This window comes from Streptosporangium sp. NPDC049644, from assembly GCF_040675205.1.
In the GTDB taxonomy this organism is placed as follows: Bacteria; Actinomycetota; Actinomycetes; order Streptosporangiales; family Streptosporangiaceae; genus Streptosporangium; species Streptosporangium fukuiense.
Window position 1 is genome coordinate 59749 of the sequence record NZ_JBFAOJ010000017.1, and the last position, 25083, is coordinate 84831.

At 70.8% G+C, this 25083-nt stretch carries 24 protein-coding genes; 11 read left to right on the forward strand and 13 right to left on the reverse strand.

Features of this window, described 5'->3' with window-relative positions; genetic code table 11:
• Positions 1-8: 8 nt before the first annotated feature.
• Positions 9-1406 carry a S41 family peptidase gene (locus AB0J58_RS13030; protein WP_364214259.1) on the reverse strand — a complete coding sequence of 466 codons (1398 nt, stop codon included), beginning with the start codon at positions 1404-1406 and terminating at the stop codon, positions 9-11.
• A 280-nt stretch (positions 1407-1686) separates the two neighbouring features.
• Between AB0J58_RS13030 and AB0J58_RS13035 the strand changes: the two genes are divergently transcribed.
• A complete protein-coding gene (locus tag AB0J58_RS13035) occupies positions 1687-2322 on the forward strand; it encodes a class I SAM-dependent methyltransferase (protein ID WP_364214262.1) in 636 nt (211 codons plus the stop codon).
• 24 nt (positions 2323-2346) lie between these two features.
• Here the strand turns inward: AB0J58_RS13035 and AB0J58_RS13040 are convergent, their stop codons facing one another.
• Positions 2347-2742, reverse strand: a complete 396-nt coding sequence (locus tag AB0J58_RS13040) for a cupin domain-containing protein (RefSeq protein ID WP_364214265.1) — start codon at positions 2740-2742, stop codon at positions 2347-2349.
• Positions 2743-2794: 52 nt separating this feature from the next.
• Between AB0J58_RS13040 and AB0J58_RS13045 the strand changes: the two genes are divergently transcribed.
• Entirely contained in the window at positions 2795-3784 is a 990-nt protein-coding gene (locus AB0J58_RS13045; protein WP_364214268.1) for a helix-turn-helix domain-containing protein, read from the forward strand.
• 8 nt (positions 3785-3792) lie between these two features.
• Here AB0J58_RS13045 and AB0J58_RS13050 read toward each other — a convergent pair whose 3' ends face one another.
• On the reverse strand, positions 3793-5790 hold the full coding sequence (locus AB0J58_RS13050) for a hypothetical protein (RefSeq protein ID WP_364214271.1): 1998 nt from the start codon (positions 5788-5790) through the stop codon (positions 3793-3795).
• A 736-nt stretch (positions 5791-6526) separates the two neighbouring features.
• Here AB0J58_RS13050 and AB0J58_RS13055 point away from each other — a divergent pair.
• Positions 6527-8125 (forward strand): TROVE domain-containing protein, encoded by a 1599-nt coding sequence (locus tag AB0J58_RS13055; protein WP_364214274.1) that lies wholly within the window; start codon positions 6527-6529, stop codon positions 8123-8125.
• A 227-nt stretch (positions 8126-8352) separates the two neighbouring features.
• Here the strand turns inward: AB0J58_RS13055 and AB0J58_RS13060 are convergent, their stop codons facing one another.
• From AB0J58_RS13060 to AB0J58_RS13075, 4 genes are all read right to left on the reverse strand, one after another.
• Positions 8353-8772 (reverse strand): PPOX class F420-dependent oxidoreductase, encoded by a 420-nt coding sequence (locus AB0J58_RS13060; protein WP_364214277.1) that lies wholly within the window; start codon positions 8770-8772, stop codon positions 8353-8355.
• A 337-nt stretch (positions 8773-9109) separates the two neighbouring features.
• Positions 9110-9802 carry an SUMF1/EgtB/PvdO family nonheme iron enzyme gene (locus AB0J58_RS13065; protein ID WP_364214279.1) on the reverse strand — a complete coding sequence of 231 codons (693 nt, stop codon included), beginning with the start codon at positions 9800-9802 and terminating at the stop codon, positions 9110-9112.
• A 128-nt stretch (positions 9803-9930) separates the two neighbouring features.
• Positions 9931-10647, reverse strand: coding sequence for an NIPSNAP family protein (locus AB0J58_RS13070; protein WP_364214282.1), 717 nt, complete (start codon positions 10645-10647; stop codon positions 9931-9933).
• 65 nt (positions 10648-10712) lie between these two features.
• Entirely contained in the window at positions 10713-11135 is a 423-nt protein-coding gene (locus AB0J58_RS13075; protein WP_364214285.1) for an Rrf2 family transcriptional regulator, read from the reverse strand.
• Positions 11136-11347: 212 nt separating this feature from the next.
• On the opposite strand from AB0J58_RS13075, the gene AB0J58_RS13080 reads away from it, so the two are divergent.
• A complete protein-coding gene (locus AB0J58_RS13080; RefSeq protein WP_364214288.1) occupies positions 11348-12235 on the forward strand; it encodes an alpha/beta hydrolase in 888 nt (295 codons plus the stop codon).
• 69 nt (positions 12236-12304) lie between these two features.
• Here AB0J58_RS13080 and AB0J58_RS13085 read toward each other — a convergent pair whose 3' ends face one another.
• From AB0J58_RS13085 to AB0J58_RS13110, 6 genes are all read right to left on the reverse strand, one after another.
• Entirely contained in the window at positions 12305-13063 is a 759-nt protein-coding gene (locus AB0J58_RS13085; protein WP_364214291.1) for an enoyl-CoA hydratase-related protein, read from the reverse strand.
• A gap of 39 nt (positions 13064-13102) precedes the next feature.
• Positions 13103-13636, reverse strand: a complete 534-nt coding sequence (locus AB0J58_RS13090) for a hypothetical protein (RefSeq protein WP_364214294.1) — start codon at positions 13634-13636, stop codon at positions 13103-13105.
• Complete coding sequence (locus AB0J58_RS13095) at positions 13633-14880, reverse strand: FAD-dependent oxidoreductase (protein ID WP_364214297.1); 1248 nt, start codon at positions 14878-14880, stop codon at positions 13633-13635. The genes AB0J58_RS13090 and AB0J58_RS13095 overlap by 4 nt, the downstream gene beginning before the upstream one ends.
• A 6-nt stretch (positions 14881-14886) precedes the next feature.
• The gene (locus AB0J58_RS13100) at positions 14887-15081 is read right to left on the reverse strand and encodes a ferredoxin (RefSeq protein ID WP_364214299.1); all 195 of its coding nucleotides are present in this window, start codon (positions 15079-15081) and stop codon (positions 14887-14889) included.
• 21 nt (positions 15082-15102) lie between these two features.
• Complete coding sequence (locus AB0J58_RS13105; protein WP_364214301.1) at positions 15103-16320, reverse strand: aromatic ring-hydroxylating dioxygenase subunit alpha; 1218 nt, start codon at positions 16318-16320, stop codon at positions 15103-15105.
• Positions 16321-16381: 61 nt separating this feature from the next.
• Positions 16382-17677, reverse strand: coding sequence for a nucleobase:cation symporter-2 family protein (locus AB0J58_RS13110; protein ID WP_364214303.1), 1296 nt, complete (start codon positions 17675-17677; stop codon positions 16382-16384).
• A gap of 419 nt (positions 17678-18096) precedes the next feature.
• Between AB0J58_RS13110 and AB0J58_RS13115 the strand changes: the two genes are divergently transcribed.
• The 7 genes from AB0J58_RS13115 to AB0J58_RS13145 all read left to right on the forward strand — a co-directional run bounded on the left by AB0J58_RS13115 (position 18097) and on the right by AB0J58_RS13145 (position 25072).
• Positions 18097-18816: an aspartate/glutamate racemase family protein gene (locus tag AB0J58_RS13115; protein WP_364214305.1), complete on the forward strand. Its 720-nt coding sequence runs from the start codon at positions 18097-18099 to the stop codon at positions 18814-18816.
• A gap of 8 nt (positions 18817-18824) precedes the next feature.
• Complete coding sequence (locus tag AB0J58_RS13120) at positions 18825-19772, forward strand: polysaccharide deacetylase (protein ID WP_364214308.1); 948 nt, start codon at positions 18825-18827, stop codon at positions 19770-19772.
• Entirely contained in the window at positions 19769-20464 is a 696-nt protein-coding gene (locus AB0J58_RS13125; protein WP_343962803.1) for a GntR family transcriptional regulator, read from the forward strand. Before AB0J58_RS13120 ends, AB0J58_RS13125 begins: the two co-directional genes overlap by 4 nt.
• Positions 20465-20596: 132 nt before the next feature.
• Positions 20597-21865 carry a DUF1116 domain-containing protein gene (locus AB0J58_RS13130; RefSeq protein ID WP_364214311.1) on the forward strand — a complete coding sequence of 423 codons (1269 nt, stop codon included), beginning with the start codon at positions 20597-20599 and terminating at the stop codon, positions 21863-21865.
• 5 nt (positions 21866-21870) lie between these two features.
• Positions 21871-23424, forward strand: coding sequence for an amidase family protein (locus AB0J58_RS13135; RefSeq protein WP_364214444.1), 1554 nt, complete (start codon positions 21871-21873; stop codon positions 23422-23424).
• Positions 23421-23831 carry a DUF2237 domain-containing protein gene (locus AB0J58_RS13140; RefSeq protein WP_364214314.1) on the forward strand — a complete coding sequence of 137 codons (411 nt, stop codon included), beginning with the start codon at positions 23421-23423 and terminating at the stop codon, positions 23829-23831. The genes AB0J58_RS13135 and AB0J58_RS13140 overlap by 4 nt, the downstream gene beginning before the upstream one ends.
• On the forward strand, positions 23828-25072 hold the full coding sequence (locus tag AB0J58_RS13145; RefSeq protein WP_364214317.1) for an MFS transporter: 1245 nt from the start codon (positions 23828-23830) through the stop codon (positions 25070-25072). Before AB0J58_RS13140 ends, AB0J58_RS13145 begins: the two co-directional genes overlap by 4 nt.
• Positions 25073-25083 lie beyond the last annotated feature (11 nt).

A 25083-nucleotide genomic window follows, 5' to 3' on the forward strand; every position in this document is an offset into this window, starting at 1 on the left:
GTGCGGGCCTACTTCAGCAGGGTCAGGGCCTTCGCGACGCCCGGGTCGCGTCCGGCGGACAGGTCCGCGGAGGTCATCGGGGCCTGGTGGTCGGGGACGACACCGATGGTGTTGACGACCTCCCGGTTCGCCCCGATCTCATGGAGCTTGGGCAGGATGAGGACGCTGCCGTCGTCGAGCAGGTAGCCGGCTCCGGGACCCGACACCGCGCCGGCGGTACGGGTGCCGACCAGGGTGCCGAGCCGGAGATCCTTGACCGTACTGGTGAAGGAGTCGCACGCCGAGGCGCAGCCGCGGTCGGTGAGCGCGACCAGGGGCAGGCCCAGCAGCGGCACGGTGTCGTCGCTCCGGTTGGCGGTGCAGTGGTCGCGCACGTCGCACCAGTGGCTGGTGGTCTTCCCGTGCGTCCAGGCGCCGAGCAGCCTGGCGACCTCCTGCGGGCTGCCGCCGCCGTTGCCGCGCAGGTCCAGCACGACCCCGCGCAGGGTCGCCTTCTCCCGCAGGGAGGCGATGGCCGCAAGGACCTTGTCCGCCGCGCCGGGGAAGAAGGCCGGCAGCTTGACGTAGGCGACGGAGCCGGACAGCAGCCTGGAGGAGACCTTCGGCTCCGATCCGGAGACGGGCGCGGGCGTCACCGAGGCGGTGACGGTGCCGCCGGTGGAGGGGCGGCGCAGGGTGAGCCGGATCGCCTTCCCCGCCGGGGGCCCGGCCAATCCGTCAAGAACCCCCTGGGAGAGCACCCCGTTGACGACGAGCGGCACCCCGTCGACCGAGACGAGCTCGTCGCCCGGCCGGATCCCCGCCTTGGCGGCCGGCCCTTCCGGAAGGACGTCGGTGATGAAGAACGGCGGGGTGGCCGCCGGATCGGCCACTCCCGGAGGACGGAGGCCGGAGAGGCGGGCGCCGAGCGACATCCCATCGGGAGTCGGACGATTCCAGTTCGCGTGGTTGTCGTCGAGGCTCTTCACCATGCCCCGCATCGTCGCCTCCGCGACCGCCTGCCGTACCTCGGGAGCGGCGGGCAACGTGTCGGCGACCTTCTGGTAGACGGAGCGGAACGCGGCCCAGTCGGCGTCCCTGCGGCCGGTGAGTGCCGGCAGGGTGGCGTTCGGCCGGTCCAGCCCGCGGCGCTGCAGTTCCTGGGTGAGCGCGGCGAACGCGGGCACCAGCAGCGTGCGGGAGTCCAGGACCGGGCCGCTGTAGTAGTTGGCGAAGACGCAGCGGTACGCCTGCTCGATGGTGGTGACGGTGGTCGGCTTCAGTGCCGGAGGTCCGGACGGGCCGGACGGGGGGGTGCACGCCGGCGGCCGGTCGCCGGCCGCGCGGTCGGCGCTCGCGCCGGCGGTCCCGGAACCGATGAGAGCGGCCAGCGCGACCGCGACGACGAACGATTTTCTGTTCCTCATGCCACCGAGCATCGCGATCATGCTGTTGCCGGGGGGTGAACGCGAACGTTAACACCGCTGTAGCGATCCACCTGGTAGGGAGAACGGCGCTCCCGGCCGGCGGCCGGATCCGACGTGCGTTCCGCGAGCTCGCCGTCCGGAGCGGGGCGGCTGTGCCCGGTTCCCGTGGAGGGGCGGGAAACGCGCCGGACGGCGACTGTCGATCATGGCCTGGTGTGGACCGCGGCCGCCGCATGACGGCTCAGCCGCGCGGTGGCCACCGGAGAACTACCTTGAAATCATGATGAACTCCTCGGTCAACGACATACGGTGGCGTCGGTACTGGGACAGACAGGCCGACGCGTACGACCGGCGGATGGCGCTCGTCGAGCGCCGGTTCTTCGCCGGCAGCCGTCCGTGGTTGTGCGGGCAGGCGTCCGGCGACACCCTGGAGGTGGCGGTCGGCACCGGCATGAACCTCGCCCACTACCCGGAGGGCGTCCGGCTGACCGGGGTGGAGTGGAGCGCCGCCATGCTCGCGGTGGCCCGGCGCCGGGCCGAGACTCTCGGCCGGGCGGCCGACCTGCGGCAGGGCGACGCGCGCGCACTGACCTTTCCCGACGAGAGCTTCGACACGGTCGTCTGCACGTTCTCACTCTGCGGCATCTCCGACGAGCGGGCGGCGCTGGAGGAGATGGCCCGGGTGCTCAGACCGGGCGGCCTGCTGCTCCTGGCCGACCATGTGGCCTCGTCGTCCTGGCCGTTGCGAATGGGGCAGCGGCTGGTCGACCTCTTCAGCGTGCCGACGGCCGGCGAGCACTACTGCCGCCGGCCTCTGATCGGGGTGCGCGAGATGGGATTCGCGGTGGAGCGGCACGAGCGTTTCAAACTCGACGTCATCGAGCGGATCGCGGCCAGGAAGCCGGCCGCCGGGTAGCGGCCTCCGCCCGGCCGCGCCGGCTCAGCCGAGGGCGTGGCCGACGGTGGCGTCGATGTGGCCGGGAACCGGGTCGTGCCGGTCGCCGACCGACGAGGTGCCGGTCGGTTCGAACATCAGGATCGAGGCGCCCCTGGCCGACGACGGCCGGTGCTCGACACCGCGAGGTACGACGAACACCGCGCCCTGTGGCAGCGTGACGACGCGTTCGCCGGTGTCGGCATCGCGCAGGGCGATGGACAACTCGCCGTCGAGCACCATGAAGAACTCGTCGGTGTTCTCGTGGACGTGCCAGATGTGCTCGCCGGACACCTTCGCGATCCGGACCTCGTAGTCGTTCACCCGGGTGACGATCCGCGGGCTCCACAGCCTGTCGAAGCCGGCCAGCGCGGTTCGCAGGAGGATTGGTTCACCGTTCATGGGGCCATCGTGGCGGGTGGCGTCCGGGCGGTGCGAGTGCTAGGAATCGCACATGTCGCATGGATCCTCGCAGGGGCACCGGGTGACCGTGATCGTCGACAACGGCTCGAACCCGTTCGAGCTGGGCGTGGCGACCGAGCTGTTCGGGCTGCGCCGCCCCGAGATCGACGTGCCGTGGTACGACTTCACGCTCAGCGCCGCGCTGCCCGCCGTCCGCATGCACGCCGGAATGTTCACCCTGTCGGACGTGGCCGGGCTTGACGCGGTCGACGCGGCCGACACCGTGATCGTGCCCAACCGGCCGGATCCGCTGGTGGAGCCGGCCCCGGAGGTGCTGGAGGCCATCCGGCGTGCCGCCGGGCGGGGCGCCCGGCTGGTGAGCTTCTGCACCGGTACGTTCACCCTGGCCGCGGCGGGCGTCCTCGACGGTCGCAGGGCCACCACGCACTGGCGCTGGGCGAAGGCGTTCACCGCCCGCCACCCCGAGGTCCGGCTCCAGCCCGACGTGCTGTTCGTCGACGACGGCGACGTGCTGACCGCGGCGGGCAGCGCGGCGGCGCTGGACCTCGGCCTGCACCTGATTCGCCGCGACCACGGCGCGGAGGTGGCCAACACGGTGAGCCGCCGCCTGGTGTTCGCGGCGCACCGGGACGGCGGTCAGCAGCAGTTCGTCGAACGGCCGGTTCCCGCCGTGCCCGACGCCTCCCTCGGCTCCGTGCTCGCCTGGGCGCAGGAGCGGCTGGACCGGCCGCTGACCGTCGCGGACCTGGCGGCCCGAGCGGCGGTCAGCCCCGCCACCCTGCACCGGCGGTTCACCGCCCAGCTCGGCGTCACCCCCCTGGCCTGGCTCACGGCCGAACGGGTGGCGCTGGCCTGCCGGCTGATCGAGCGAGGCGAGCTCCGGTTCGACATGGTGGCCCGGCTCAGCGGGCTCGGAACCGCGTCGAACCTGCGGGCCCGGATGCGGAGGCAGACCGGGCTCAGCCCGCTGGCCTACCGGCGGCGGTTCGGGACGGGCGCCGAGCCGGCCCCGGCGGGCTGAGCCCCCGGTCAGTTGGTACGGGTGTTGGGAAGATGATCGCCCAGGTAGCCGATCCAGATCCTGCCGGTGCTGCCGGCGGAGTCGTCGTGGAAGTACATCCGAGGGGCCGGGTACCCGACGGGCCGGAGCTTGATGTGCGACTCCATCAGAATCCGCCCGCTCGGATGCACCTCGGGCGGGACGGCGAACCTGCGGGGGGCGCTGAACTTGGCACGGGTGACCACGCTCTTCGACTCGCGCATGGAGAGCATTCCGGTGGGGATGGTGCGGCGGCCGGGGGAGTCACCGGCGCACCAGTCGTAGAAGCCGCCCGCGAACCTCCCGCCGGACCGTGCCCCCGCGAAGTCGTCCAGGGCGCGCAGCGCGTCCCAGGCCTTCGCCGCCCAGGTACGGCACTGGATGTGATGCTCCAGGTCCAGCCGGGCGGCGGCGCCGTAGGTATCGCCGACCCCGATGTGCCGCAGGCTCTCGCGGGCCTCGGCCAGCACCTCGACCAGGCCGCCGGGCTCGAACACCGGATCGTCCTCGGTCACCCCGTACACCGGCCGGCCCGCCTCGGCGAGCCTGCGCTCCAGCCGGCGGACCCGCTCGGCGAGCTTCCTGGCGCTCGTGACGGCCTCGGCGTACTCCTCGCTGAGCAGCCGGTGCTCGTCGCGGAGGTTCCTCTCCGCCTCGGTGGCAGGCCCGTCGCCGCGCCGTTCCGCGACGATGTCACGCAGGCCGGAAAGGTGCCCGCCGAGCACGCGGATCTCGCGGAGCACCTGGCCGGAGTCGCCCGGGACCTGCGACGACGTGGCGAGCCCGAGCGCCGCCTCCAACTCCCCGCGCAGTTCTTTGACCACCATGTCCGCGACACTCCGAGCGGTCTCCGCGGTGGTCTCGGCGGTGGTCTCGGCGGTGGCCTGCACGGCGGACTTCGCGGGGGTGACGGCTTCGGCCTTCGGCGCGGTGGGGCGCCTGGTCATGGCCATCATCCGCCGCCGCATCTCCTCACGGGCGAAATCGACCTTCGAGGGCCGGGGCGCGGCGGCGTCGGCGATCTCGCCAGGTTCGGCCCGTCCGGCGAGTACGCGGTGCACCACGTCGAGCGTCCGCCGCACGTCGTCGGGGAGCTTACGGTGTGCGGTCTCACCGATCGCCCCGTCGACGATCCGGTCGAGGGCGGCGGCGCCTCGGCCGCGGATCGCGGCGTCGCCCATGGGCGGGTGCCGGCGGGGGTACTGCTCCCCGGCGGGATCGAAGGGGGCGAAGTAGGTGCGGACCGCCGCGCCGAACACGCCCAGCTCCGGCCCCATCGCCTCGTTGAACCGGTCCTGGGCGCGCAGGTCGGCCAGCCGTACGACCAGGCCCGCCCCGGCGACGCCGTCGGCCAGGTGATCGGCGCGCTCCCGCGCCACCTCGGGGTCACGGAGGTCTGGGGAGACGACCAGTATCGGTACCCGGCGCCGGGGCTCGGTCATCACGGAGACGAACCGCCGCACGTCGTCCTCGGTGAGGAGCACTGCGGCGCCCTCCACCTGGACGGCGCCGTCGCTGATTCGCGCGGTGTTCAAGTACGCGGGGAGGAAACCCGGCGCCTTCACCATCGCCGGTTCCGGCTGCTGCTCGGCTCCCTGTTTCCCGCGCTGTCTCCCGCGCTGCTTCGCGCCCCGTCTCCCGGTCGGCTCCGGTTCCCGCCTCGCGGCCGGGTCAGATCCTCCGTGCTGCTCCACGGTGACGACCACCCATCCGGTCATGCCCGGCACCGATTCCGCGTAGGTCACCCGGGTCCGCAGGCGTCCCTGCTCGTACGGCTCGTCCAGCGTGTAGCGGCCGCAGTCGCCGCGTCGCTCCATCACCAGCCGGGCCCCGCCGGCCTCGGCCTCGTCCTTCACCACCGCGGCGCTCGGCGGCGGGAACCCCTTCCGTACGACCCAGTCGGAGAAGCCGCGGCGCAGCCGGATCGAGATCGGAGGGGTGGGATCGCGCAGCACCGCCTGATATAACCGCGTCGCATTCGACGTCATGATCACGACACCTTCGTCAACATCGGGGGTACGGCTCGCGTCCGGTGAATGGACGTCGGGCGCGTACGAGGTTGGATGTCAGCGGGGCACGAAGATTCCCGCAGGTGCGCATAATGCGGCATGAACGCTTATTTGGGAGGGGGTTCCGCAATATCGGTGGTTAATAGGGTGGTATCAGGTGCTTTCGCGATAGGGCGAGGGTGACCCGACGTACCCGCACCGCCAGGGCCGGCTCCGAGCGAGCCGGGCGGGGCACGTCCTCGCCGCGGCCCTCGAAGCCGAGGTCGGCGCCGCCCCGGCGAAGGCCCCGCCGGTCGCCGGATCCGATCCCGCGGTGGTGCGGTCTTCCTTTTCCTGGGCGGGGTTGAATATGGCGGCGAGTATGACCGGAAAATGGGATGCGTGCGGATTTGATCACCCGTAATGTCGTGCATGCACCTCCCGGTGCGCAGGTGACGGTTACTTCTTGGTGAAACGCCCTCGGGCATGCGGGTTCGAGTCCCGCGAACACCGTCGCCGACCTGATCTCGGGAGGGACACAACTTCAGGGTGTCGTGCCCGGTGCGCAGGTAACGGTTACTTCCACTTCTAATGGGGCGGTCGCGGGTTCGAATCCCGCCATCGGTGCGAGCCGGTGTAGCTCAGTGGGCAGAGCACCTACGTACCGTCACCGACTTGATCTCGGGCACGACCTCTGGACGCGGCTCCCTCCCGGTGCGGAAGGAGGTCCCGTCACATGTCCAAGTTCAACAAGCCGTCGACCCGTACCGCGACCTCCAGCCTGGTCGTCTCCGAATCCGCGCCCTCCGGGCGGACCTTCGAGGGCGCGCCGGGGTATGCCCGGGACGCCAGGAGCGAGCTGTTCCTGCTCGCGGTCTCGAACATGGTCGGTGAGGACGGCTTCTACGAGGCCGGGACCGAGCGCGACCAGCGCTTCCGGGACCTGGTCCACCAGGTCGCGGTCCAGGACGTCGACTGGCTGGCCCGGTTCCTGCCCTGGCTGCGCCGCGAGGCCGACATGCGCTCGGCTCCGATCGTCGCCGCGCTGGAGGCCGTCAAGGCACGGCGGGACGCCGGCCTCGAGGGAGGCGGCCGCCGACTGGTCGACAGCGTGCTGCGGCGTCCCGACGAGCCCGGTGAGGCGCTGGCCTACTGGACCTCCCGCTACGGCCGTTCCATCCCGAAGCCGGTCAAGCGCGGCGTGGCCGACGCGGTGGCCCGCCTCTACACCGAGCGTAGTCTGCTCAAGTACGACACCGACGCGCACGGCTGGCGGTTCGGCGACGTCATCGACCTGGTCCATCCCACACCGGACCCCGCGTGCCCCTGGCAGGGTGAGCTGTTCAGGCACGCGCTGAACCGCAGGCACCACCGTGACGAGCGGATCCCCGCAGCCCTCGGCATGCTGACCGCCCGTGCCGAGCTGATGGCCCTGCCGGTCGGCCGGCGGCGTGCCGCGCTCGGCGACCCCGGCCGGCTCAGGGCCGCCGGAATGACCTGGGAGTCGCTGGCGGGCTGGTTGCAGGGCCCGATGGACGCCGCCGCCTGGGAGGCCGTTCTCGACTCGATGGGCTACATGGCGCGGTTGCGCAACCTGCGCAACTTCGACCAGGTGGGTGTCTCCGACGAGTCGGCCGCACGCGTCGCCGCCCAGCTGGCGGATCCCGAGCAGGTCGCCCGCTCGCGCCAGTTCCCCTTCCGGTTCCTGGCCGCCTACCGGGCCGCGCCCTCGCTGCGCTGGGCCTACCCGCTGGAGCGGGCACTGGCGCACTCGCTGGCCGGCGTGCCCGCACTCGACGGCCGCACGCTGGTGCTGGTCGACCGGTCGCCGTCGATGTGGATGCAGAGGTTCAGCGCGCACTCCACGATGCCCTGGGCGGACGCCGCCGCCGTCTTCGGCACGGCGGTCGCGCTCCGCGCCGAGCAGGCCGACCTGGTGGAGTTCGGCATCCGGAACGCACAGGTGAAGTTCCGGCGTGGCGAGTCGCTGCTGAAGATCCTGGACCGGTTCAGCCAGCTCGACGGGACCGACATCCCCTCGGCGGTGCAGCGCCACTTCCGCGGTCACGACCGGATCGTCATCGTCACCGACGAGCAGACCCGCCCCGGCTGGCTGCCCTCCAACGGCGCCTCCTACGGAGGCGGACCGGAGCGGCGGATCGACGACCTGGTCCCGCGGGACGTACCGCTGTACATGTGGAACTTCGGCGGCTACAAGCACGGTGCCACCCCCTCGGGAAAGGAGAACCGGCACACCTTCGGCGGCCTGACCGACGCGGCCTTCCGGATGATCCCCCTCCTGGAGTCCGGCCGCAACGCGGACTGGCCTTTCTGAACGGGGCGCGATGCCGTGATCCGCTGAGGGGCCACCTGGCGATGGGGCGGCTCCGGTCCCTACGATCACGCACTCACCCGTGCCGAGGACCGGGTGGTCGAGAGCGAGCCGTCCTCCTCCTGATCGAGGAGAACCTGTTCGTGGGCACAACCGACTAAGTGCAAGGCCGTCCATCTGGACATTCACTGGCACGGAGGTGCCGCCGGACTCCGGGTCGATTGCGGGTGTCAGCCGGGCTGGCTGCTGTCCTTGTGTTCGCCCCAGCCGTGCCAGCGGTCGATCTCGATCCAGGCGCTGACCCGGCCGCGGTCCCGCTGCGGGTACTTCTTCCCGAGGTACTGCTGGGCCAGCCGGTCGATGTCGGTCAGATCCCTGTCGTCGTGCATCTCGGCGACGTGCCCGATGATGCTGACGTGCGTGTACCAGTTGTTCTCTTCGAGCACGGTGAGGGCGACCCGGGGGTCGTCGCGTAGGTGGCTCAGCCGCTTGCGGCCCTCGTCCATGTTGACCAGGATCCGGCCGTTGTCCCAGAGATACCAGGTGGCGGTGGACACCGGCCGGCCGTCGGGCTGAAGCGTGGTGATGACGGCCGGATTCGGCCTCTTCAGCATGGCGACTGCTTCCTCGGGAAGCGGCGGGTTCGACATGACCTCTCCTCTTCGCGTCGGCGTCTCACGTCCCGGACGGTGACGGTCACGCGACCTTCCGTACGCGGTCCGTCCCGTGGTGGAGCGCCGAGGGAACGCCTGTCGAGGCCGGAATCCCCGGCCCCGCACATCCGGCCGCAGGAATGAGAGTGCCCATCTCAGGCTGAGCCGCAAACCCTCGACCTTGGGACTTTTCCCAGGCCAAGGCCGGTGCGGGGCTCATCAAGGGCAATACCTGTCCTTCGTGACCTCTCCGCTCCCCGAAGGGAGCGGCTTCTCGTCAAGCCGCCGCGGCGTTACGAATGCCTCAGGATATGGACGGTGAGCGGGGCCTCGCTCACCGCGATCGGGCGAGCCGGAACCCCAGGTCGTCGATGCGGAAGGTCGGGTGACTCTTGCGGCGGCACGACGCCCGGCATCCCCGGGGGTGGTCGTACAGACCTCCGCCCCGGAACACCCGGTACGGGCCGTAGACCTCGGGATCGTAGACGTCCCAGCACCACTCCCACACGTTGCCGATCATGTCGTACAGCCCCCACGCGTTCGGTGCCCTGGTCCCGACATCGTGCACCTCGCCGCCGGAGTTCCCGCGGTGCCAGGCGATCTCGTCCAGTTCCCCGTAGCGCACGCCGGAGGTTCCGGCCCGGCACGCGTACTCCCACTCCGCCTCGGTCGGAAGGCGGTAGCCGTCGGCCTCCCGGTCGCGGACCACGTCCTGGCCGTCGGGGTCGTCGCCCATCGAGTAGCAGGGGCCGAGCCCCGTCGCTCGGGAAAGCAGGTTGCAGAACCGGACGGCGTCCATCCAGGAGACCTCGGTCACCGGCGTCCGCGGCCCCGCCGGACTCGCGGGCGCCTCGCCTCGGACGGCGCGGTACAGCTCGCGGGTCACCGGATGCGGCGCCAGTTCGAAGGCCCCGACCTCGACCTTCCAGATCGCCTTCGTGCCCTCGTCCCGCAGGAAGATGTTCCCGGCGGGGATTTCGACCATGTGCTCGGCGACCGCCCGGCGCGGCGTCGACTCGGGGTTCATCGCAGATCCTGCCCCACCCGATCGGTTCGTGTGAACGACATGTGGACACACCTGCCCGGGAACGCTAGCAGGTGGGACCGGGGTGCGATGGCCGTCGTCCTTGGGCCTCACCCGAGGGCGACCGCGTCTCAGCGCAGCAGTGATCGCGCGGTGGGTGCCAGCCGGAGTCGCCGAGGGGCGCCGGTGAGCGTTTCCGACAGTTCCGGGAGCACCCGATCGTGCCAGGTGCGCGAGCGGGCCAGCCGGTCCTGATGATCGGCGAGATGGTCAGGACCGGTGAACCGGGAGAACCACACGAAGACGTTCTCCCCGGTGCGGACCGGCAGGGCGGGGAAGGTGTTCTCGGCGTACTCGGTCCGCAGGCAGGCCAGCGGTCGTGCTCCGGTCTCGGCCATCACCGGTCGTACGGAGCGGTCGAAGAAGTCCACGAAGGCGTCGTCGAACGGCCGGTCGCGGTGGTAGATCGTCGCGGTGACGATCGACGGCGGCGCGGCACCGCCGACCGGAGGCCGCGCCGATGCCGGAAAGTCCGCTCCCGCGCGCAACAGCAGCACGTCATCGGAGTCGATCATCGTCGCGTTGGCCCGGTCCCGGTTCGCCTTCCAGACCGGACCGCCGTAGAAGGAGCGCAGTGCCCCGGCCCGACGTTCCATGCCGGGGAATCCGCGCAGCCAGACGAATCGGTTCGGGGCGTCGAGGTCGCGGAACTGGCCGATGACGGTCATCCCCGCCGCCTCCTGGGACTCGATGAACTCCCTCTCGAAGAGGTCGATCAGCACATCGCGTCCCCCCTCGTGCAGGGTGTACTGCCTGAGCTCGACGATCGGGTATCGGTTGTCCTGCACCGGCGAAGATCCTTCCGTGTCGCTGGAACAAACATTGTTACTACTGAGGGCATGCGCCATCGCGCCTACAGGCAGTCCCGCAGCACATCGGCGATCGAGGCGCGACCGAGTTCGCGGCGCAGGCTCTGGTCGGCCCGCTCGTAGACCACGCCCAGCACGGGCCGGATACCCCGGCCGATCGGGCACTCCAGGTTGGGCTCGGTGTGGTGCATGGCGAAGAGCGGTTCTCGCTCCACGGCGTCGTACACCTGGAGCAGGGTGATGTCCTCGGGCGTGCGGGCCATGCTCCAGCCGGCCCCGGCCCCGTGACGGACCTCCACCAGGCCCGCCCGGCGCAGATCGCCGAGGCTGCGCCGGATGATCACCGCATTCGTATTGACGCTGGCGGCGACCTGCTCCGAGGTCAGCCACTCCTGCCCGCGCCGCTGGGCGAGCGCGATCCAGGTCAGAGCGTGTACGGCGATCGTCAGCCGGCTGTTCGCAGCCATCGTCCTCCTTGTTGTAATAAGTTATGTTACATCCAAACGGCCGACGCCGAACCGGACGCCGGGTGAAGGAGCCGGGCGCGGGCAGGCGCGGCGGTGCCGGCGACCGCGCTCGCAGAGTCCGGGAGGGGGCTCACGGTCCGAGACCGGGGCGGCCCCGCCGGGGGACGAAAATCGGGTGCGGACAGGGGGTGCTTGCGGAAAACATGGGGCCTATGAGTGCGCGTATCGACGATCCTGTCCGGCTCGGTGAGAGCCGGCTCCCCGACGGCCGGCTGCTCGGCTGGGCCGAGTGGGGCACACCGGACGGCATCCCGGTGCTGCTCTGTCCCGGGGCGGCCACCAGCCGGTGGCTCGGTTTCGGCACGGATGCCGTCGACGAGCTCGGAGTGCGTCTCGTCTCCGTGGACCGTCCGGGACTCGGCGCCTCGACCCCCGCACCCGGCCGGACGTTCGCCGGCTTCGCCGAGGACGTCCGCCGTCTCGCCGAGCTGCGCGGGCTGGGATCCCCGGCGGTGGTCGGCAGCTCGCAGGGCGCGCCGTTCGCGCTCGCGTGCGCCGTCGAGGGGATCGCTGCGGCGCTGGCCATCGTGTCCGGCGCGGACGAGGTCGCCGCGCCGGAGTTCGCCGAGGCGCTGCCCGCGGAGCTGCGCGGGCTGGTCGACCGGGCCGTGCACGATCCGGACGGGGCGGAGGAGTTCTTCGCCGGCTTCGGCGCGGACGCGATGTGGGACATGGTCATGGCCGGGAGCCCGGCCTCCGACCTGGCGGTGTACCGGGATCCCGGGTTCGGGGCCGCCTACCGCAGGGCGCTGGACGAGGGGTTCGCCCAGGGAGCGGCCGGTTACGCCCGTGACACCGTCCTGGCCATGGGGCGATGGCCGTTCGACCTGGGGAGGATCACCGTTCCGGTCGACGTCTGGTACGGCGAGCAGGACACCGGCCACTCCCCGGACCGGGGAGCGACGCTCGCCGCCCGGATCCCCGGCGCGGTGCGGCACCTGGTGCCGGAGATCGGCGGCGCGGTGCTCTGGACCCACGCCGAGCCGATCCTCCGCTCCCTTGTCGGGGCCGCGCACCCGCCCGGACGCGGTGGCCGCTGACAGGCCGACAAGGCGTACCCCTCCCGCGCCGACGTCACCTCCGGGCCGGGGGCGGGTCGGCCCGCGGATTCACTCGCCGGTGAAGTTGGGCAGGCGTCCTTCCTGGATCGAGGCGAAGCCTTCGCGGAGGTCCTGGGTGCCGAACATCAGTTGGTAGCCCCGGCGTTCCAGGGCGATGCCGGCCTCGAAGGAGGTGTCCAGGCCGAGGCGTACCACCTCCTTGATCTGCCGTACGGCCAGGCGTGGGCGGGAGGCGATCAGCGCGGCCAGTTCCACGGCCCGGTCGATGGCGTTTCCTGCCACCACCTCGGAGACGTAGCCGAGCCGGTAGGCGTCGGCCGCGCTCAGGGGGGCTCCGGTGAGGAGGGCGTACATCGCGTTCTGCCGTCCGATGGCGCGGGGCAGGCGCTGGGTCGCGCCGCCGCCGGGTACCAGGCCGATGGTGACCTCGGTCTGCGCGAAGCGCGCGTTCTCCGCCGCGATGACGAAGTCACACTGCAGGATGAACTCGTTGCCACCGCCGAACGCGTCTCCGTTCACGGCGGCGATCACCGGCTTGCCGCTGTACCAGAACGCCTGGTGGGTGTAGGCGCGGATCGCGCCCACCACGTCGCGGCCGGCCTGTTCGTTCAGGTCGGCGCCGACGGCGAAGACGGTGTCGCCGCCGGTCAGGACGATCGCGCCGATGTCGTCGTCCTTGTTGAGGGTGTCGACGGCGGCGGCGAGCAGCTCACGTACCTCGGTGTTGAGCGCGTTGCGCACCTCCGGCCGGTTGAGCCGGACGATCGCGACACCGTCGCGGGGCTTTTCGATCTCGACGACTGCCATGGTGGCCTTTCTGATGGCCCGATCACGGGCGGAGGGGTGTCAGTGGTGGGACCCGAAGGTGTCCATGTTCGGGTTGTTCCTAAGCTTTCCGAAGATCTCGGAGCCGTTGTTGATCCAGTGCGGGGACTCGGGCGTGCCGGTCGCGCCGTCGAAATCGGCGACGCCGAGGAAGCAGATCATGAACCAGATCAGTTCCGCCGCGAACATCTCCGGGTGCTCGCGCGGGATCCGCCCGCCGACCCGCCGGGTCCACTCGGTCATGGCCGTGTCCAGGTCGATCCGGAAGCCCAGCGTGGTGTCGGGGATGTCCGTGTCGTGGAAGGTCACCAGGAGCCGGTCCTTGCCCTCCTCCTTCGCGTAGGTCACCCCCTCGAAGGTGAACGCGGGCCAGAAGGGCCGGTCGTGGAGGTACTCGTCCTCGGTCGGCGGGTTCGAGGTACGGCGGTTGGTGCGGTAGCGGTCGCTCAGCAGCGACCACATGTTGTCCCGGATCACCCCGAACAGCGCGGTGTCCTCGGCCCGGCCGCCGTCATGCGCGTGCGTCGTGCCGTCCCCGGCGGGATTGCCGTTCACGTTGCGTACGCTCCCTGGCTCGTCATTCCTTCGGACTGGATACGCGCCTTCATCCGCATCACCGCACGCGGCGCGTTGACCCCGGCCGCGGCGACGACCCGGCCTTCCCGGAAGTAGGTCGCGAACGGGTACCCGGCCGCCCCGGCCGTCTCGACATGGACCTCGTCGTGGCCGCGCGCGTGGCCGACCATCTGGTACTTGAGCCCGTACTGGTCGGACCAGAAGTACGGCACGTCCGCGAACGCCGAAGGTTCCCGGCCCTCCTGCCCGGCCTGCCAGCTCTCCACGGCGTGCCGCGCCTGGGCCGACGCGTTGCTCCAGTGCTCGACCCGCATCCGCCGCCCGAACAGGGGGTGCCTCCAGTTGGCGACGTCCCCGGCCGCGAAGATGTTCGGCCGCGCGGTGCGCAGGGCCTCGTCGCAGCCGAGACCGTCGGAGAGGTCGAGCCCGCCGCCCTTCAGCCAGTCGCAGGCGGTCACCGCGCCGAGCCCGAGGACGACCAGGTCGGCCGTGGTCTCCCCGCCGTCGTCGAAGGTCAGGACGACCGGGCCGTCCGGCCCCGCCGCCGACAGGCCGGTGACGGTCGTCAGCAGCCGGGTCGTGACACCGTGGGCGCGGTGCTGGTCCAGGCAGAACCGCCCCAGCTCGGCGTCGAACACGGGCTCCATCGGCAGCCGCCCCTGCACGACCAGTTCCACCGGCAGTCCGCAGGACCGCAGCGACGCGGCCATCTCACTGCCGACCAGGCCCGCGCCGACGACCACCGTGCGGGGCCGCCCGGCCAGCCGCTCCCTGATCCGCTCGGCGTCGGCGAGGGTTCGCAGGCAGTGGACCCCCGGCAGCCCCGCGAACCCCTGCGGTACGCGGGCGCGCATCCCGGTGCAGACGAACAGGGCGTCGAAGGGGATCCATTCGCCGTCGGACGGCTCCTCTCCCGCCTCCGTCTCACGGGTGACCAGCACCCGGTCCGCGTCCGGGTCGAGCCGCGCGCACACCGCGCGGTCCGCGATCCGCAGCCGCAGGCCGTACTCCTTGGGGGCCGGCAGGCGGATCTCGTCGAGGGTGACCTTGCCCTGGATGAGTTCCTTGGACAGGGCGGGCCTGGAGTACGGGGCCGTACCTTCGGGGCCCCGTACCCAGACGACTTCGCCGGTGAAGCCGCGCCGGTCGAGTTCGGTGACCACGGTGTGGCCGGCGAGCGAGCCGCCGGCCACCACGATGGTCTTCGAGGTGTTGCCCACCACGGTCGCTCATTCCTCCAGGGTCAGGGCGAGGACCGGGCAGGAGGTGATCGACTGCCGGACCCGGGCGTGGACGGCCGGGTCGTCGGGGATCTCGTCCGCGATGTGCAAGGTCAGGTCGTCGTCGATGTCGAAGACCTCGGGGGCGATGCCCATGCACACGCCGTTGCCGTCGCACAGGTTGCGGTCAACAGTGAGTTTCATATCGTGTCCTCGTACAGGCGTTCAGGAGGCGGCCGAGGGGTTGAGGGCGCTGTCGGCCAGGTCCACGTAGTCCTGGTAGCGCTTCAGCAGCCACTGGTTGAACTGGAGGAGCGACTCCTCCTGGTAGGAGTAGCGGCCGGGGCGGCGGAAGCGGGAGCGCATGCCCTTCTGCAGGGAGGCGTCCGAGCTGGCGTCCTGCTGGTGGAAGAGGACGAGACCATCCTGGGCGATCTTGTAGAGCTGCTCGAAGCGGGGGTGTTTGGTGGACTCCTCCGGATACAGGTGGCCGATGCGCAGGTTCATGTGCTCGGGCCCGTCCGGCAGGACGAGGTAGTAGAACAGGCCCTCCGGCACCGCCCCGAAACCCAGGTTCGGCGGGATCGAGGCGAACATGACCTGGTTGCGTTCCTTCTCGGTGAGTGTCGGGATCACCGGGAGCAGGGCCTTGGTGGTCGGGTTGAAGCCGGCGTCGGCGTGGTAGAAGCCGGTCGGGTGGTAGATCGCGCCCTCGTCGGGGCTGATGTCGACGAAGCTGGTCAGCCTGACGTGCGCGAAGTCGTGCAGCATGCCGTGGAGGTAGGCGCTGTGGTACGGCTCGATGCCGTTCTCCAGTTGGGACTTCCAGTTCCAGTTGTTGCCGCGCAGTTCGGCCACCGGCATGCTCACCATCTCGCCGATGTGGTAGTTCTCCAGCTCGGCGGTCAGCTTGGTGAGCGTGGGCGCGAGCGGCTTCGCGTCCGGGTCGAGGTTGGTGAAGACGAAGCCGTTCCAGATCTCGACCCGGTGCGAGGGCAGGTAGGCCTCTCCCTTCAGGTTCTTGAGGCCGATGGTGTCGTTCATGGACGGCGCCGCGATGAGGTTGCCGTCCAGCCCGTAGGTCCAGGCGTGGAAGGGGCAGCGGAAGAGTTTGCCGGTGTTCCCCGACCCCTCGCACACCAGGTGGGCCCGGTGCGCGCAGATCGGACTGAGCACCCGGATCTCCATGTTCTTGCCGCGGACCATCATCAGGGGTTCGTCGCCCATGTCGACGCGCACGAAGTCGCCGGGCTTCGGGATCTCGTCGACGCGGCCGAGGCACAGCCACTGCCGCATGAAGATGGCCTCCTGCTCGAAGGCGTAGAACTCCGGATCGACATAGCACTCGCGGGGAAGGTTCCATCCGGTGGCCATGTCGCGGGAGCCCTCTTCGATGACCTTGAGGATCCGCCGGAGGTGTGTTGAAACGGGCGCCTGACCCATGATGATGGTGCTCCTTAGGGCTTTCTGCGATAGGTGTGAGATGACGCCGGGGGCGTGGGAGTCACACCGTGTTGTTGGTGCTCTCCTGGGCGCCGGGGCTTTCGGTGGCGTCGGTGGCCGGTGCGCTCCCGCGGACCAGCAGGTGGTTGAAGAGCAGGTTGAGCAGCAGCGCCACCAGCACGGTGGCCGTGATGGCGCTGCCGAGGATGAACTGCGCGTCCTGGTGGAAGTTCTGGTAGATGGCGGGCACCACGACCGGCAGCATGCCGACGCCGAGGGCGACGGCGACGATGAGCAGGTTCTGGTTCCCCTCGAAGTCGACCTTCTGCAGCATCTGGATGCCCACGGCCGCGGTCATCGCGAACATCACCAGGCCGGCGCCGCCGATCACGGGCCCGGGCAGGCTGGCGACGACCTCACCGAGTTTGGGAATGGCTCCCATGATCAGCAGCAGAATGCCGGTGACCGTGATGACGTAACGGCTTTTGACCTTGGTCAGGCTGATCAGCCCGACGTTCTGCCCGAACGTGGAGTCCGGTACGGAGTTCATGAATCCGGCGAGCACCGCGGCGAGGCCGTCGGTGGCCAGGCCCCGGGCCATGTCCCTGTCGGTGACCTTCTTGCCGACGGCGTCGCCGATGGCGAGAACGCACGCGGTCATCTCGCTGAAGACCACGATCATGGCCACGCACATCGCGATGATCGGGACGACCCGGAATTCCGGTGCGCCGAAATGCAGTGGCGTGGAGAAGCCGAACCACTTGGCGCCGGCCACGGACGAGAAGTCGCCGAGGCCCATGAGCCAGGCGATCACCGCCCCGATGACGAGGCCGAAGAGCACCGAGACGTTGCGGGCGAACCCCTTGAACAGACGGTTCACCAGCACGATGATCACCACGACGGTGAAGGCCAGCAGGATGTACCGCACGCTCGCGTAGTCCGCCGCGGCCGGATCGGAGCCGATGATCAGATCGGCGCTGACCTTGATCAACGAGAGTCCGATGATCGTGATCACACAGCCGGTGACCAGGCTCGGGAAGAACCTCAGCACCTTGGAGAACGGCCGGGCGACCAGGATCCCGAAGACGCCTGCCACGATCATCGAGCCGTACATGGTCGGCAGGCCGTACTCGGAGCCGATCAGGATCATCGGGGTGAGGAAGGTGAACGAGGCGCCCGCGACCACCGGCATCCGGATGCCGAAGAAGCGGGTCAGGCCGACGCTTTGGATGATGGTGGCGATTCCGGCCACCAGCAGGTCGGCGTTGACGATCAATGCGATGGTGTGCGTGTCGAGTTTCAGCACCGCGCCGAGTACGAGCGGAACGGCCACGCAGCCCGCGTACATGATCAACATGTGTTGCAGGCCGAAGAAGAACAGCTGGGGGACGGGCAGGACTTCGTCTACCGGGTGGCGATTCGAAGCCGCTGGCTGGGGTGCGCGGACGGTAGGTGACACGGCGGTCTCCTGGGCACTGAGTGGAACGAGCCCTGGTCCCTCCGGCGGCGTCGACAAGGCCAAGATCCGGAGCTATGGGCAGGCGTGTGCAATACCTGCATGAGCAGGAATCCTCGCTGCTCCGACGATCGAGGTCACCCGTCGAAGAGCCGGTTCAGTGGGTATCCGGTAGTGCGGTATATGGAGATTAAGGGCGACCCATATCACTGTCAACGACTTGTTTTCCTGCGAACCGTTTCTTAGGATCCTGTATACCGTATCCCCAATTCGATCCTCTGAGCGGAGACATAGTGCAGCCGACCGCCCGGCGGATAGGCATGATCACCCCGTCTTCCAACACCGTTGTGGAGCCCGTGACCGGCGAACTGCTGACCTCTCGGCAGGACGTCTCGGTCCACTTCACCCGGCTCCGGGTGACGAGCATCAGCCTCGATCCCGCCGACACCGGCCAGTTCGGCCAGGACTCCTTCACCGACGCCTCACGCCTCCTCGGCGACGCCCGCGTCGACGTCGTCGCCTGGAACGGCACCTCGGGCTCGTGGCTCGGCCCCGACCGGGACGAACACCTGTGCCGGGCCATGGAGCAGGTCACGGACACTCCCGCGACGACCTCGACGCTGGCCGTCCTGGAGGCGCTGCGGACCTTCGAGGTCCGGCGCGTGGGCCTGCTCACGCCGTACACCCGGGACGTCGGCGACGCCATCGCCGCGCACTACGCGGACCACGGCTTCCCCGTGCACGCGGCCCGCCACTTCGGCCGCACCACCAACTACGACTTCGCGCTGACCACGAGCGCGGAACTGGACGGAGCCTTCGACGAACTCGCCGCCGCGGACTGTGACGCCGTCGCGGTGGTGTGCACCAACCTGCGCGCCGCCCACCTCGCCGCGGGCTGGGAGAACCGGACCGGCGTCCTGGTGGTCGACAGTGTCGCGGCGACGCTGTGGCAGACCCTCGGACTGGCCGGGGACACGACACCGATCACCGGGTACGGCCGGCTGCTCGCCGGCCCGCCCGCAGCCTCCAGGCAGAGATGAGGAACGCCATGGCCAAGGAAATCAAGATCCTTATCGGGGTCGACGTCGACGCCGTCGCCGGCTGGCTCGGCTCCTACGGCGGCGAGGACTCGCCGAACGACATCCAGCGCGGGGTGTTCGCCGGCGAGGTCGGCACCCCGCGTCTGCTCCAGCTCTTCGAGCGGTACGACCTGCGGACGACCTGGTTCATCCCGGGCCACTCCATCGAGACCTTCCCCGTCGAGATGGCGGCCGTCGCCGACGCGGGACACGAGATCGGGGCGCACGGCTACTCCCACGAGAACCCCATCGACATGTCCCCGGAGCAGGAACGGGACGTGCTCGGCCGCTGCGTCGAGCTGATCCGGCGCCTGTGGGGACGCCCGCCGCGCGGTTACGTCGCCCCCTGGTGGGAGATGAGCCGCGACACCCCGGCTCTCCTCAAGGAGTACGGCTTCTCCTACGGTCACTCGCAGAACTACAACGACTTCCACCCCTTCTACGCCCGGGTGGGCGACGAATGGACGAAGATCGACTACAGCCGCCGGGCAGCGGACTGGATGAAGCCCCTCCAGCACGGCACCGAGGTGGACCTCGTGGAGTTCTGCGGCAACTGGTACGTCGACGACCTGCCGCCGATGATGTTCGTCAAGAAGTCCCCCAACAGCCACGGCTTCGTCAGCCCCCGCGATGTCGAACAGCTGTGGCGCGACCAGTTCGACTGGGTCTACCGCGAGTTCGACTACGGGGTGTTCCCCGTGACGCTGCACCCCGACGTGTCCGGGCGGCCCCAGGTGTTGCTGATGCTGGAACGGCTCTTCGAGAGCTGGCTCGACCTGCCCGGGGTCGAGTTCACCACCTTCGACGCGGCGGCCGACGACTTCCGGCGACGCTATCCTTTCCAGGGCACCGAGCGGCCGGCACCGGTCGGCGGTGGTCCGGGACCGAGACGGAAGACCGGGGGGACGGCCCTGTGAGCAGGCAGGCGGACGCGTCGGGCTCGTTCGACATCGACGCCGACTACAAGCCGCTCAGGGACCGCGTCCGCGACGAGCTGCGCCAGCGCATCATCGACGACGTGTACCCGGCCGGCACGCGGCTCGTCGAGACCGAGATCGCGGCCCAGCTCGGGGTCTCCCGGCTGCCGGTGCGCGAGGCGATCCGGGCGCTGGAAAGCGAAGGGTTCGTCAGGACGATTCCCCGCCGCGGCGCGGTCGTCGTGGAGCTTTCGGCGCAGGACGTCGAGGAGTTGTTCGACGTGCGCGAGGCACTGGAGGTCCTGGCCAGCCAGCAGGCCGCGACCCAGGCCACCAAGGCCGAGCTGCGGCGGGTAAGGGGCATACTCGCCCGTGGCCGCAAGGCGCTCGACGCCGGGGACCGGGTCGCGCTCGGCAAGGCCAACGAGGCGTTTCACGACGAGATCCTGAAACTGTCGCACAACAGCCTGCTCCAGACCGTGCTGGAGCCCTTGCAGGGGCGCCTGCACTGGCTGCTGCGGCAGACCGGCGACCCGCACGACCTGTTCGAGGAGCATTCCGCGTGGTTCGAGGCGATCGCCTCGGGCTCGGCCGATCTCGCCGCCGAGCATGCGCGCAGGCACGCCCGGCTGAACCGCGAGATCGTACGGACGCTCCTGGCCGAGCGGCAGCACCAGGCTCCGTCGGCCTGAAGCCCCCACGACTTCCGCGGCGCCACCTGGGCCTCGCCGCGTAGCGCGGATCCTCGTCGCGCCCTCACCCCACACGTCGCTCCGCGATGCCGTGATCTCTTTTTCGCATTCCCACCGACCAGGAGCAGCACCATGTCCGATCCCACGCGGGCGACCCTCGACGCCCTGAACGGCACCGACGTCCGGCTACGTCACGTCTGCAAGGCACGCGACGCCACCGACCAGGTCGGGCCGAGGCGATTCCTGCACGCCGGGCCGCCGATCGAACTCGCCGACATACCCGGGCCCATGCGGGGCGCGATCATCGCGGGCCTGCTGCTGGAACGGGAGGCCGGGTCGGCCGCCGAGGCCGAGGCGATCATCGATTGCGGCGAGGTGAGCATCAGCCCCTGCCACGACGCGAACGCCGTCGGGGCGATGGCCGGGATCATCACGCCGAACACCCCCGTCGTGGTGGCCGAGACCACGGGTGGCATCAGAACGTTCTCCCCCCTGAACGAGGGCGTCGGCGGGGCCATGCGCTACGGGTCGTACGACGAGGTGACCCTGGCACGGCTGCGGTGGCTCGGCGACGTGCTCGCCCCGGCCCTCGACGCGGCCCTCCGGCGCTCCGACCCCCTCGACCTGCTCGCCCTGGTGGCCGAAGGGCTGCGGCGCGGCGACGACTGCCACAACCGGCTGGTCGCGACCAGCGCGGCCCTGCTGGTGACGCTCACCCCGGGACTGCTGCACGCCCCCTTCGGCCGCGAGGACATCGCGAAGGTGGTCTCGTTCATCGCCGGCAACGGGCACTTCGCGCTGCCCTTCGCGATCTCCGCCGCCAAGGCGGTCACGCTGGCCGCCGGCGGGATTCCCGGCAGCCCGATCGTGACGGCCATGGCGAGCAACGGACGGGAGTTCGGCATCCGCGTCAGCGGGCTCGGCGACCGCTGGTTCACCGTGCCCGCCCCGATCGGCGACCCGGTCCTGCTGGAGGGGGCGACCCTCGACGACGTCACCCCGACCATGGGCGACTCGATGATCTCCGAGACCGCGGGCTTCGGCGCCTTCGCGATGACCGCGGCGCCGGCGATCATGTCCTTCGTCGGCGGCGACACGGCCAGGGCTCAGGAGATCACCCGGAGCATGCGGGACGTGTGCGCCGGGACCAGCGGGCGTTTCCTCATCCCCGCCGAGGACTTCCGGGGAACGCCGCTCGGCATCGACGTGCACAGGGTGCGCGCCACCGGCATCGAGCCCGTCATCAACAACGGGCTCGCGCACCGGGAGCCGGGACGCGGGCGGGTCGGCGCCGGGATCACCCCTGTTCCGGTGGAGCCGTTCGCCGCGGCGAGCCGGGCGCTGGAGGAGACCGCTCCCGAACGGGTCGGCGCGGCGGGCGAACCGGGGCGCCACGCGTGAGCGATATGAGCATTCCCGCCTTCACCCCCGCCGATCTCGCCGCCGTCGCCGGCCGATGGGGCCTCGACCCCGGCCTGGTGGACCGGCTCGGCCCCGCGATCGACCGGATGCGCGACACCTACGGTCGCGTGCGGGAACTGGCCGCCGAGGGACGTCCCCCCGAGCCGCCGCCCATCGCGGTCACCCGGGTCCCGCGCGGCCCGGAGGATCCGTACGGCGCCTGGCTCTACCGGATCGACGACCCCGGGCGGACGGGAAACGGGCCGCTCGCCGGGCGGACGGTGACCGTCAAGGAGTCGATCGCGGTACGCGGAGTGCCGATGACCCTGGGCAGCCGCCTGATGGCCGGCTTCGTCCCAGGGTCCGACTCGGCGGTCGTCGGCCGGGTGCGGGACGCCGGAGGGATCATCGTCGGCACGTCGGTCTGTGAGGACCTGTGCTACTCCGGGTCGAGCTTCACCAGCACGCACGGCCCCGTCGGCAACCCCTGGGATCCGCGCCGCTCGGCCGGCGGCTCCTCCAGCGGCGCCGCGGTCCTGGTGGCGACCGGGCAGGCCGACTACGGCATCGGCACCGACCACGGCGGCTCGGTCCGCAACCCCGCCGCCTGGTGCGGCGTCTTCGGCCTCAAACCGACGTACGGGATCGTCGAGTACGACGGCGCGATGCCGACCGAGCGCACGCTGGACCACATCGGCGTGCTCACCCGGAACGCCGCCGACCTGGTCGCCTTCCTGGAGGCGACCGCGGCGCCGCACCCGGGCGGGGCGCACGAGTCGTACGCCGGCCGGTACGCCCGCGAGATCACCGGGCTGCGCGCCGGAATCCTCGCCGAGGGATTCGGCTGGCCCGGCCGCTCCGACCCGCGTCTCGACGACCAGGTCCGCGAGTCCGCGCGGGCGCTGGAACGGCTGGGGCTGACCGTGTCGGAGGTGTCGGTGCCGCTGCACCGGTACGGCAGGGACATCCATCTGCCCATCTCGATCGAGGGCGGGCTCACCACCGTCTTCGAGTCCCGTCTCCAGGGCAACAACCACTTCGGGCCCTACCACCCGAACTTCGGGGAGACCTTCGGCGAGGCGGTCGCCCGCCGCCCCGAGGACATACCGGTCGGAGGAGTGCTGGCGCTCGTCGGCGCCACGCTGCTGCGGGACGCCACCCACGGCAAGGTCATGGCGTACGCGCAGCAACTGCGGGTGCGGCTGCGCGAACAGGTCGATCGCGCGCTGCGCGAGGTGGACCTGCTCGTCCTGCCGAGCGTCCCGATGCCGCCCCACCCGCTCCCGGCCGACCCGCGCGAGGCGGTGATCGGCACCGACCTCCCCTTCGAGATGCACGACAACAACTGCGTGTTCAACCTCACCGGGCACCCGGCGCTCAGCGTCCCGTGCGGATTCGTGGACGGACTGCCGGTCGGCATGCTCCTCGTCGGACGACCCGGTACGGACGCGCGGCTGGCCCGCGTCGCGGCCGAGTTCGAGGAGCGCGTCTTCCGCTGCCCCCCACCCCCGCGTCACACCCAGGACGCGGGCCTTCCTACCGCGAGGAGCGGACGATGACCGAGCCGGCGCTGAACTTCTTCGGCGAGCCCCTCGAATCCTGCGGCTTCGACCCGATCACCGGGTACCGCCGCGACGGCTACTGCTACACCGGTCCCGACAACCCCAAGGGGCACACCGTCTGCGCGATCGTCGACGAACGCTTCATCGCTTTCCAGACCACGGTCGACAACGACATCGCGACTCCCCGGCCCGACCTCGCCTTCCCCGGGCTGAAGCCGGGTGACCACTGGTGTGTCATCGCGTCGAAGTGGTACGAGGCGTATCTGGCCGGCTGCGCCTGCCCGGTGAACCTCGCGGCGACCAACATCCGGGCACTGGAGGTGATTCCGCGTGCGGCGCTGCTGGAGTACGGGGTGGACCCGCGCACCACGGCCCCGGACGGCGGCCGGGACACCTCACCGTGAGCCGCTGGAACGCGCTGCGCGCCTACACCGCCCTGCCCGCCACCACCGGATCCTGGTTCCTGGCGGTCACGCTGATCGGTCGTATCCCCGCGACCATGGGGCAGTTGGGCTCGCTGCTGCTGGTCAGCGGGGCCACGGGCTCCCTCGCGCTCGGCGGCGTCACGGCCTCCGCCTTCGCCGCGGGGCAGGCGGCCGGCGGGCCGCTCGTCGGGCGGGCCGCGGACCGGTACGGGCACCGGCCGGCCGGGCTGGCGGCGGCGCTGCTGCACACGGCGGCCCTCGTCCTGCTGGTGGTGTGCGTGGTGCGGGGCATGCCCACGTGGGCGGCGCTGGTGTCGTCGGTGGTCGCGGGCTTCTCGGTGCCGCAGGTCGGCCCGCTGTCCCGGGCCCGCTGGACCGCGCTGGCCCACCGGGGACGGCTGCCCATGAATCGCTTCCCCGCGGCGATGAGCTTCGAGGGAACGGGCGACGAGTTCGCGTTCGTCCTCGGGCCCGCACTGGTCGGTGTCATCGCGACGGCGACCTCGCCCCCTACGGCGGTGCTCGTGGCGGCCGGGCTCACCGCTACGATGTGCGTGGCGTTCGCCCTGCACCCCACGGCCGCCGCGGTCACCAGGGACGAGCGCCGGGACGGGGGCACCGCGGCCCCGGTGCTGCGCGGCCCCGTGTTCCTCCTCGCCACCGGGCTGACCGGCCTCGGCTGCTACTTCGGCTCGGTGCAGGCCGGCGTCACCTGGCGCGCGGTCGACGCCGGCGCCGACGGGGCGGCTGGGCTGATCTACGCGGTACTCGGGCTGAGCAGTGCCCTCGCCGGCGTGCTCGTCCCGATGCTGCCCGCGTCCTTCACACCGGCCCGCCGGCTCCAGACCGGCTTCGTCCTGCTGGCCGTTCTCACCCTGCCCCTCGCGATCGTCGGCGGGCTGCAGATCGGCGGCCTCTGGCCACTGGGCCTGCTGATCGTGCTGCCCGGTGTCACCATCGCACCGATTCTCGTCACCGCCTACACCCAGGGGGAGATGACGGTCCCGGTGGAGAGGATCTCGTGGGTCATGACCCTGCTCACCTCCTCCGTCGTCGTCGGCTACGCCGTCGGCGCGCTGCTGTCGGGCACCCTCGCCGACCGCTACGGCCCGCTCGCCGCCTTCCTGATCGCGCTCTCCGCGGCCGGCGTCGGCGCCACGGCCAGCACCCTCGGCCGGCGCCACCTGGCAGCGCTGCGCCCCGGACTCCCTTCGACGTAGCACACGCCGCC

Coding starts and splice junctions, on each gene's coding strand:
- AB0J58_RS13060 (WP_364214277.1), bottom strand. CDS start 8,772: ATGTCGAACCCGCCGCTTCCCGAGGAAGCAGTCGCCATGCTGAAGAGG.
- AB0J58_RS13130 (WP_364214311.1), top strand. CDS start 20,597: ATGTCCGATCCCACGCGGGCGACCCTCGACGCCCTGAACGGCACCGAC.
- AB0J58_RS13105 (WP_364214301.1), bottom strand. CDS start 16,320: ATGGGTCAGGCGCCCGTTTCAACACACCTCCGGCGGATCCTCAAGGTC.
- AB0J58_RS13085 (WP_364214291.1), bottom strand. CDS start 13,063: ATGGCAGTCGTCGAGATCGAAAAGCCCCGCGACGGTGTCGCGATCGTC.
- AB0J58_RS13115 (WP_364214305.1), top strand. CDS start 18,097: ATGATCACCCCGTCTTCCAACACCGTTGTGGAGCCCGTGACCGGCGAA.
- AB0J58_RS13040 (WP_364214265.1), bottom strand. CDS start 2,742: ATGAACGGTGAACCAATCCTCCTGCGAACCGCGCTGGCCGGCTTCGAC.
- AB0J58_RS13100 (WP_364214299.1), bottom strand. CDS start 15,081: ATGAAACTCACTGTTGACCGCAACCTGTGCGACGGCAACGGCGTGTGC.
- AB0J58_RS13120 (WP_364214308.1), top strand. CDS start 18,825: ATGGCCAAGGAAATCAAGATCCTTATCGGGGTCGACGTCGACGCCGTC.
- AB0J58_RS13035 (WP_364214262.1), top strand. CDS start 1,687: ATGATGAACTCCTCGGTCAACGACATACGGTGGCGTCGGTACTGGGAC.
- AB0J58_RS13050 (WP_364214271.1), bottom strand. CDS start 5,790: ATGACGTCGAATGCGACGCGGTTATATCAGGCGGTGCTGCGCGATCCC.
- AB0J58_RS13080 (WP_364214288.1), top strand. CDS start 11,348: ATGAGTGCGCGTATCGACGATCCTGTCCGGCTCGGTGAGAGCCGGCTC.
- AB0J58_RS13045 (WP_364214268.1), top strand. CDS start 2,795: ATGTCGCATGGATCCTCGCAGGGGCACCGGGTGACCGTGATCGTCGAC.
- AB0J58_RS13075 (WP_364214285.1), bottom strand. CDS start 11,135: ATGGCTGCGAACAGCCGGCTGACGATCGCCGTACACGCTCTGACCTGG.
- AB0J58_RS13110 (WP_364214303.1), bottom strand. CDS start 17,677: ATGTTGATCATGTACGCGGGCTGCGTGGCCGTTCCGCTCGTACTCGGC.
- AB0J58_RS13055 (WP_364214274.1), top strand. CDS start 6,527: ATGTCCAAGTTCAACAAGCCGTCGACCCGTACCGCGACCTCCAGCCTG.
- AB0J58_RS13030 (WP_364214259.1), bottom strand. CDS start 1,406: ATGAGGAACAGAAAATCGTTCGTCGTCGCGGTCGCGCTGGCCGCTCTC.
- AB0J58_RS13065 (WP_364214279.1), bottom strand. CDS start 9,802: ATGAACCCCGAGTCGACGCCGCGCCGGGCGGTCGCCGAGCACATGGTC.
- AB0J58_RS13140 (WP_364214314.1), top strand. CDS start 23,421: ATGACCGAGCCGGCGCTGAACTTCTTCGGCGAGCCCCTCGAATCCTGC.
- AB0J58_RS13135 (WP_364214444.1), top strand. CDS start 21,871: ATGAGCATTCCCGCCTTCACCCCCGCCGATCTCGCCGCCGTCGCCGGC.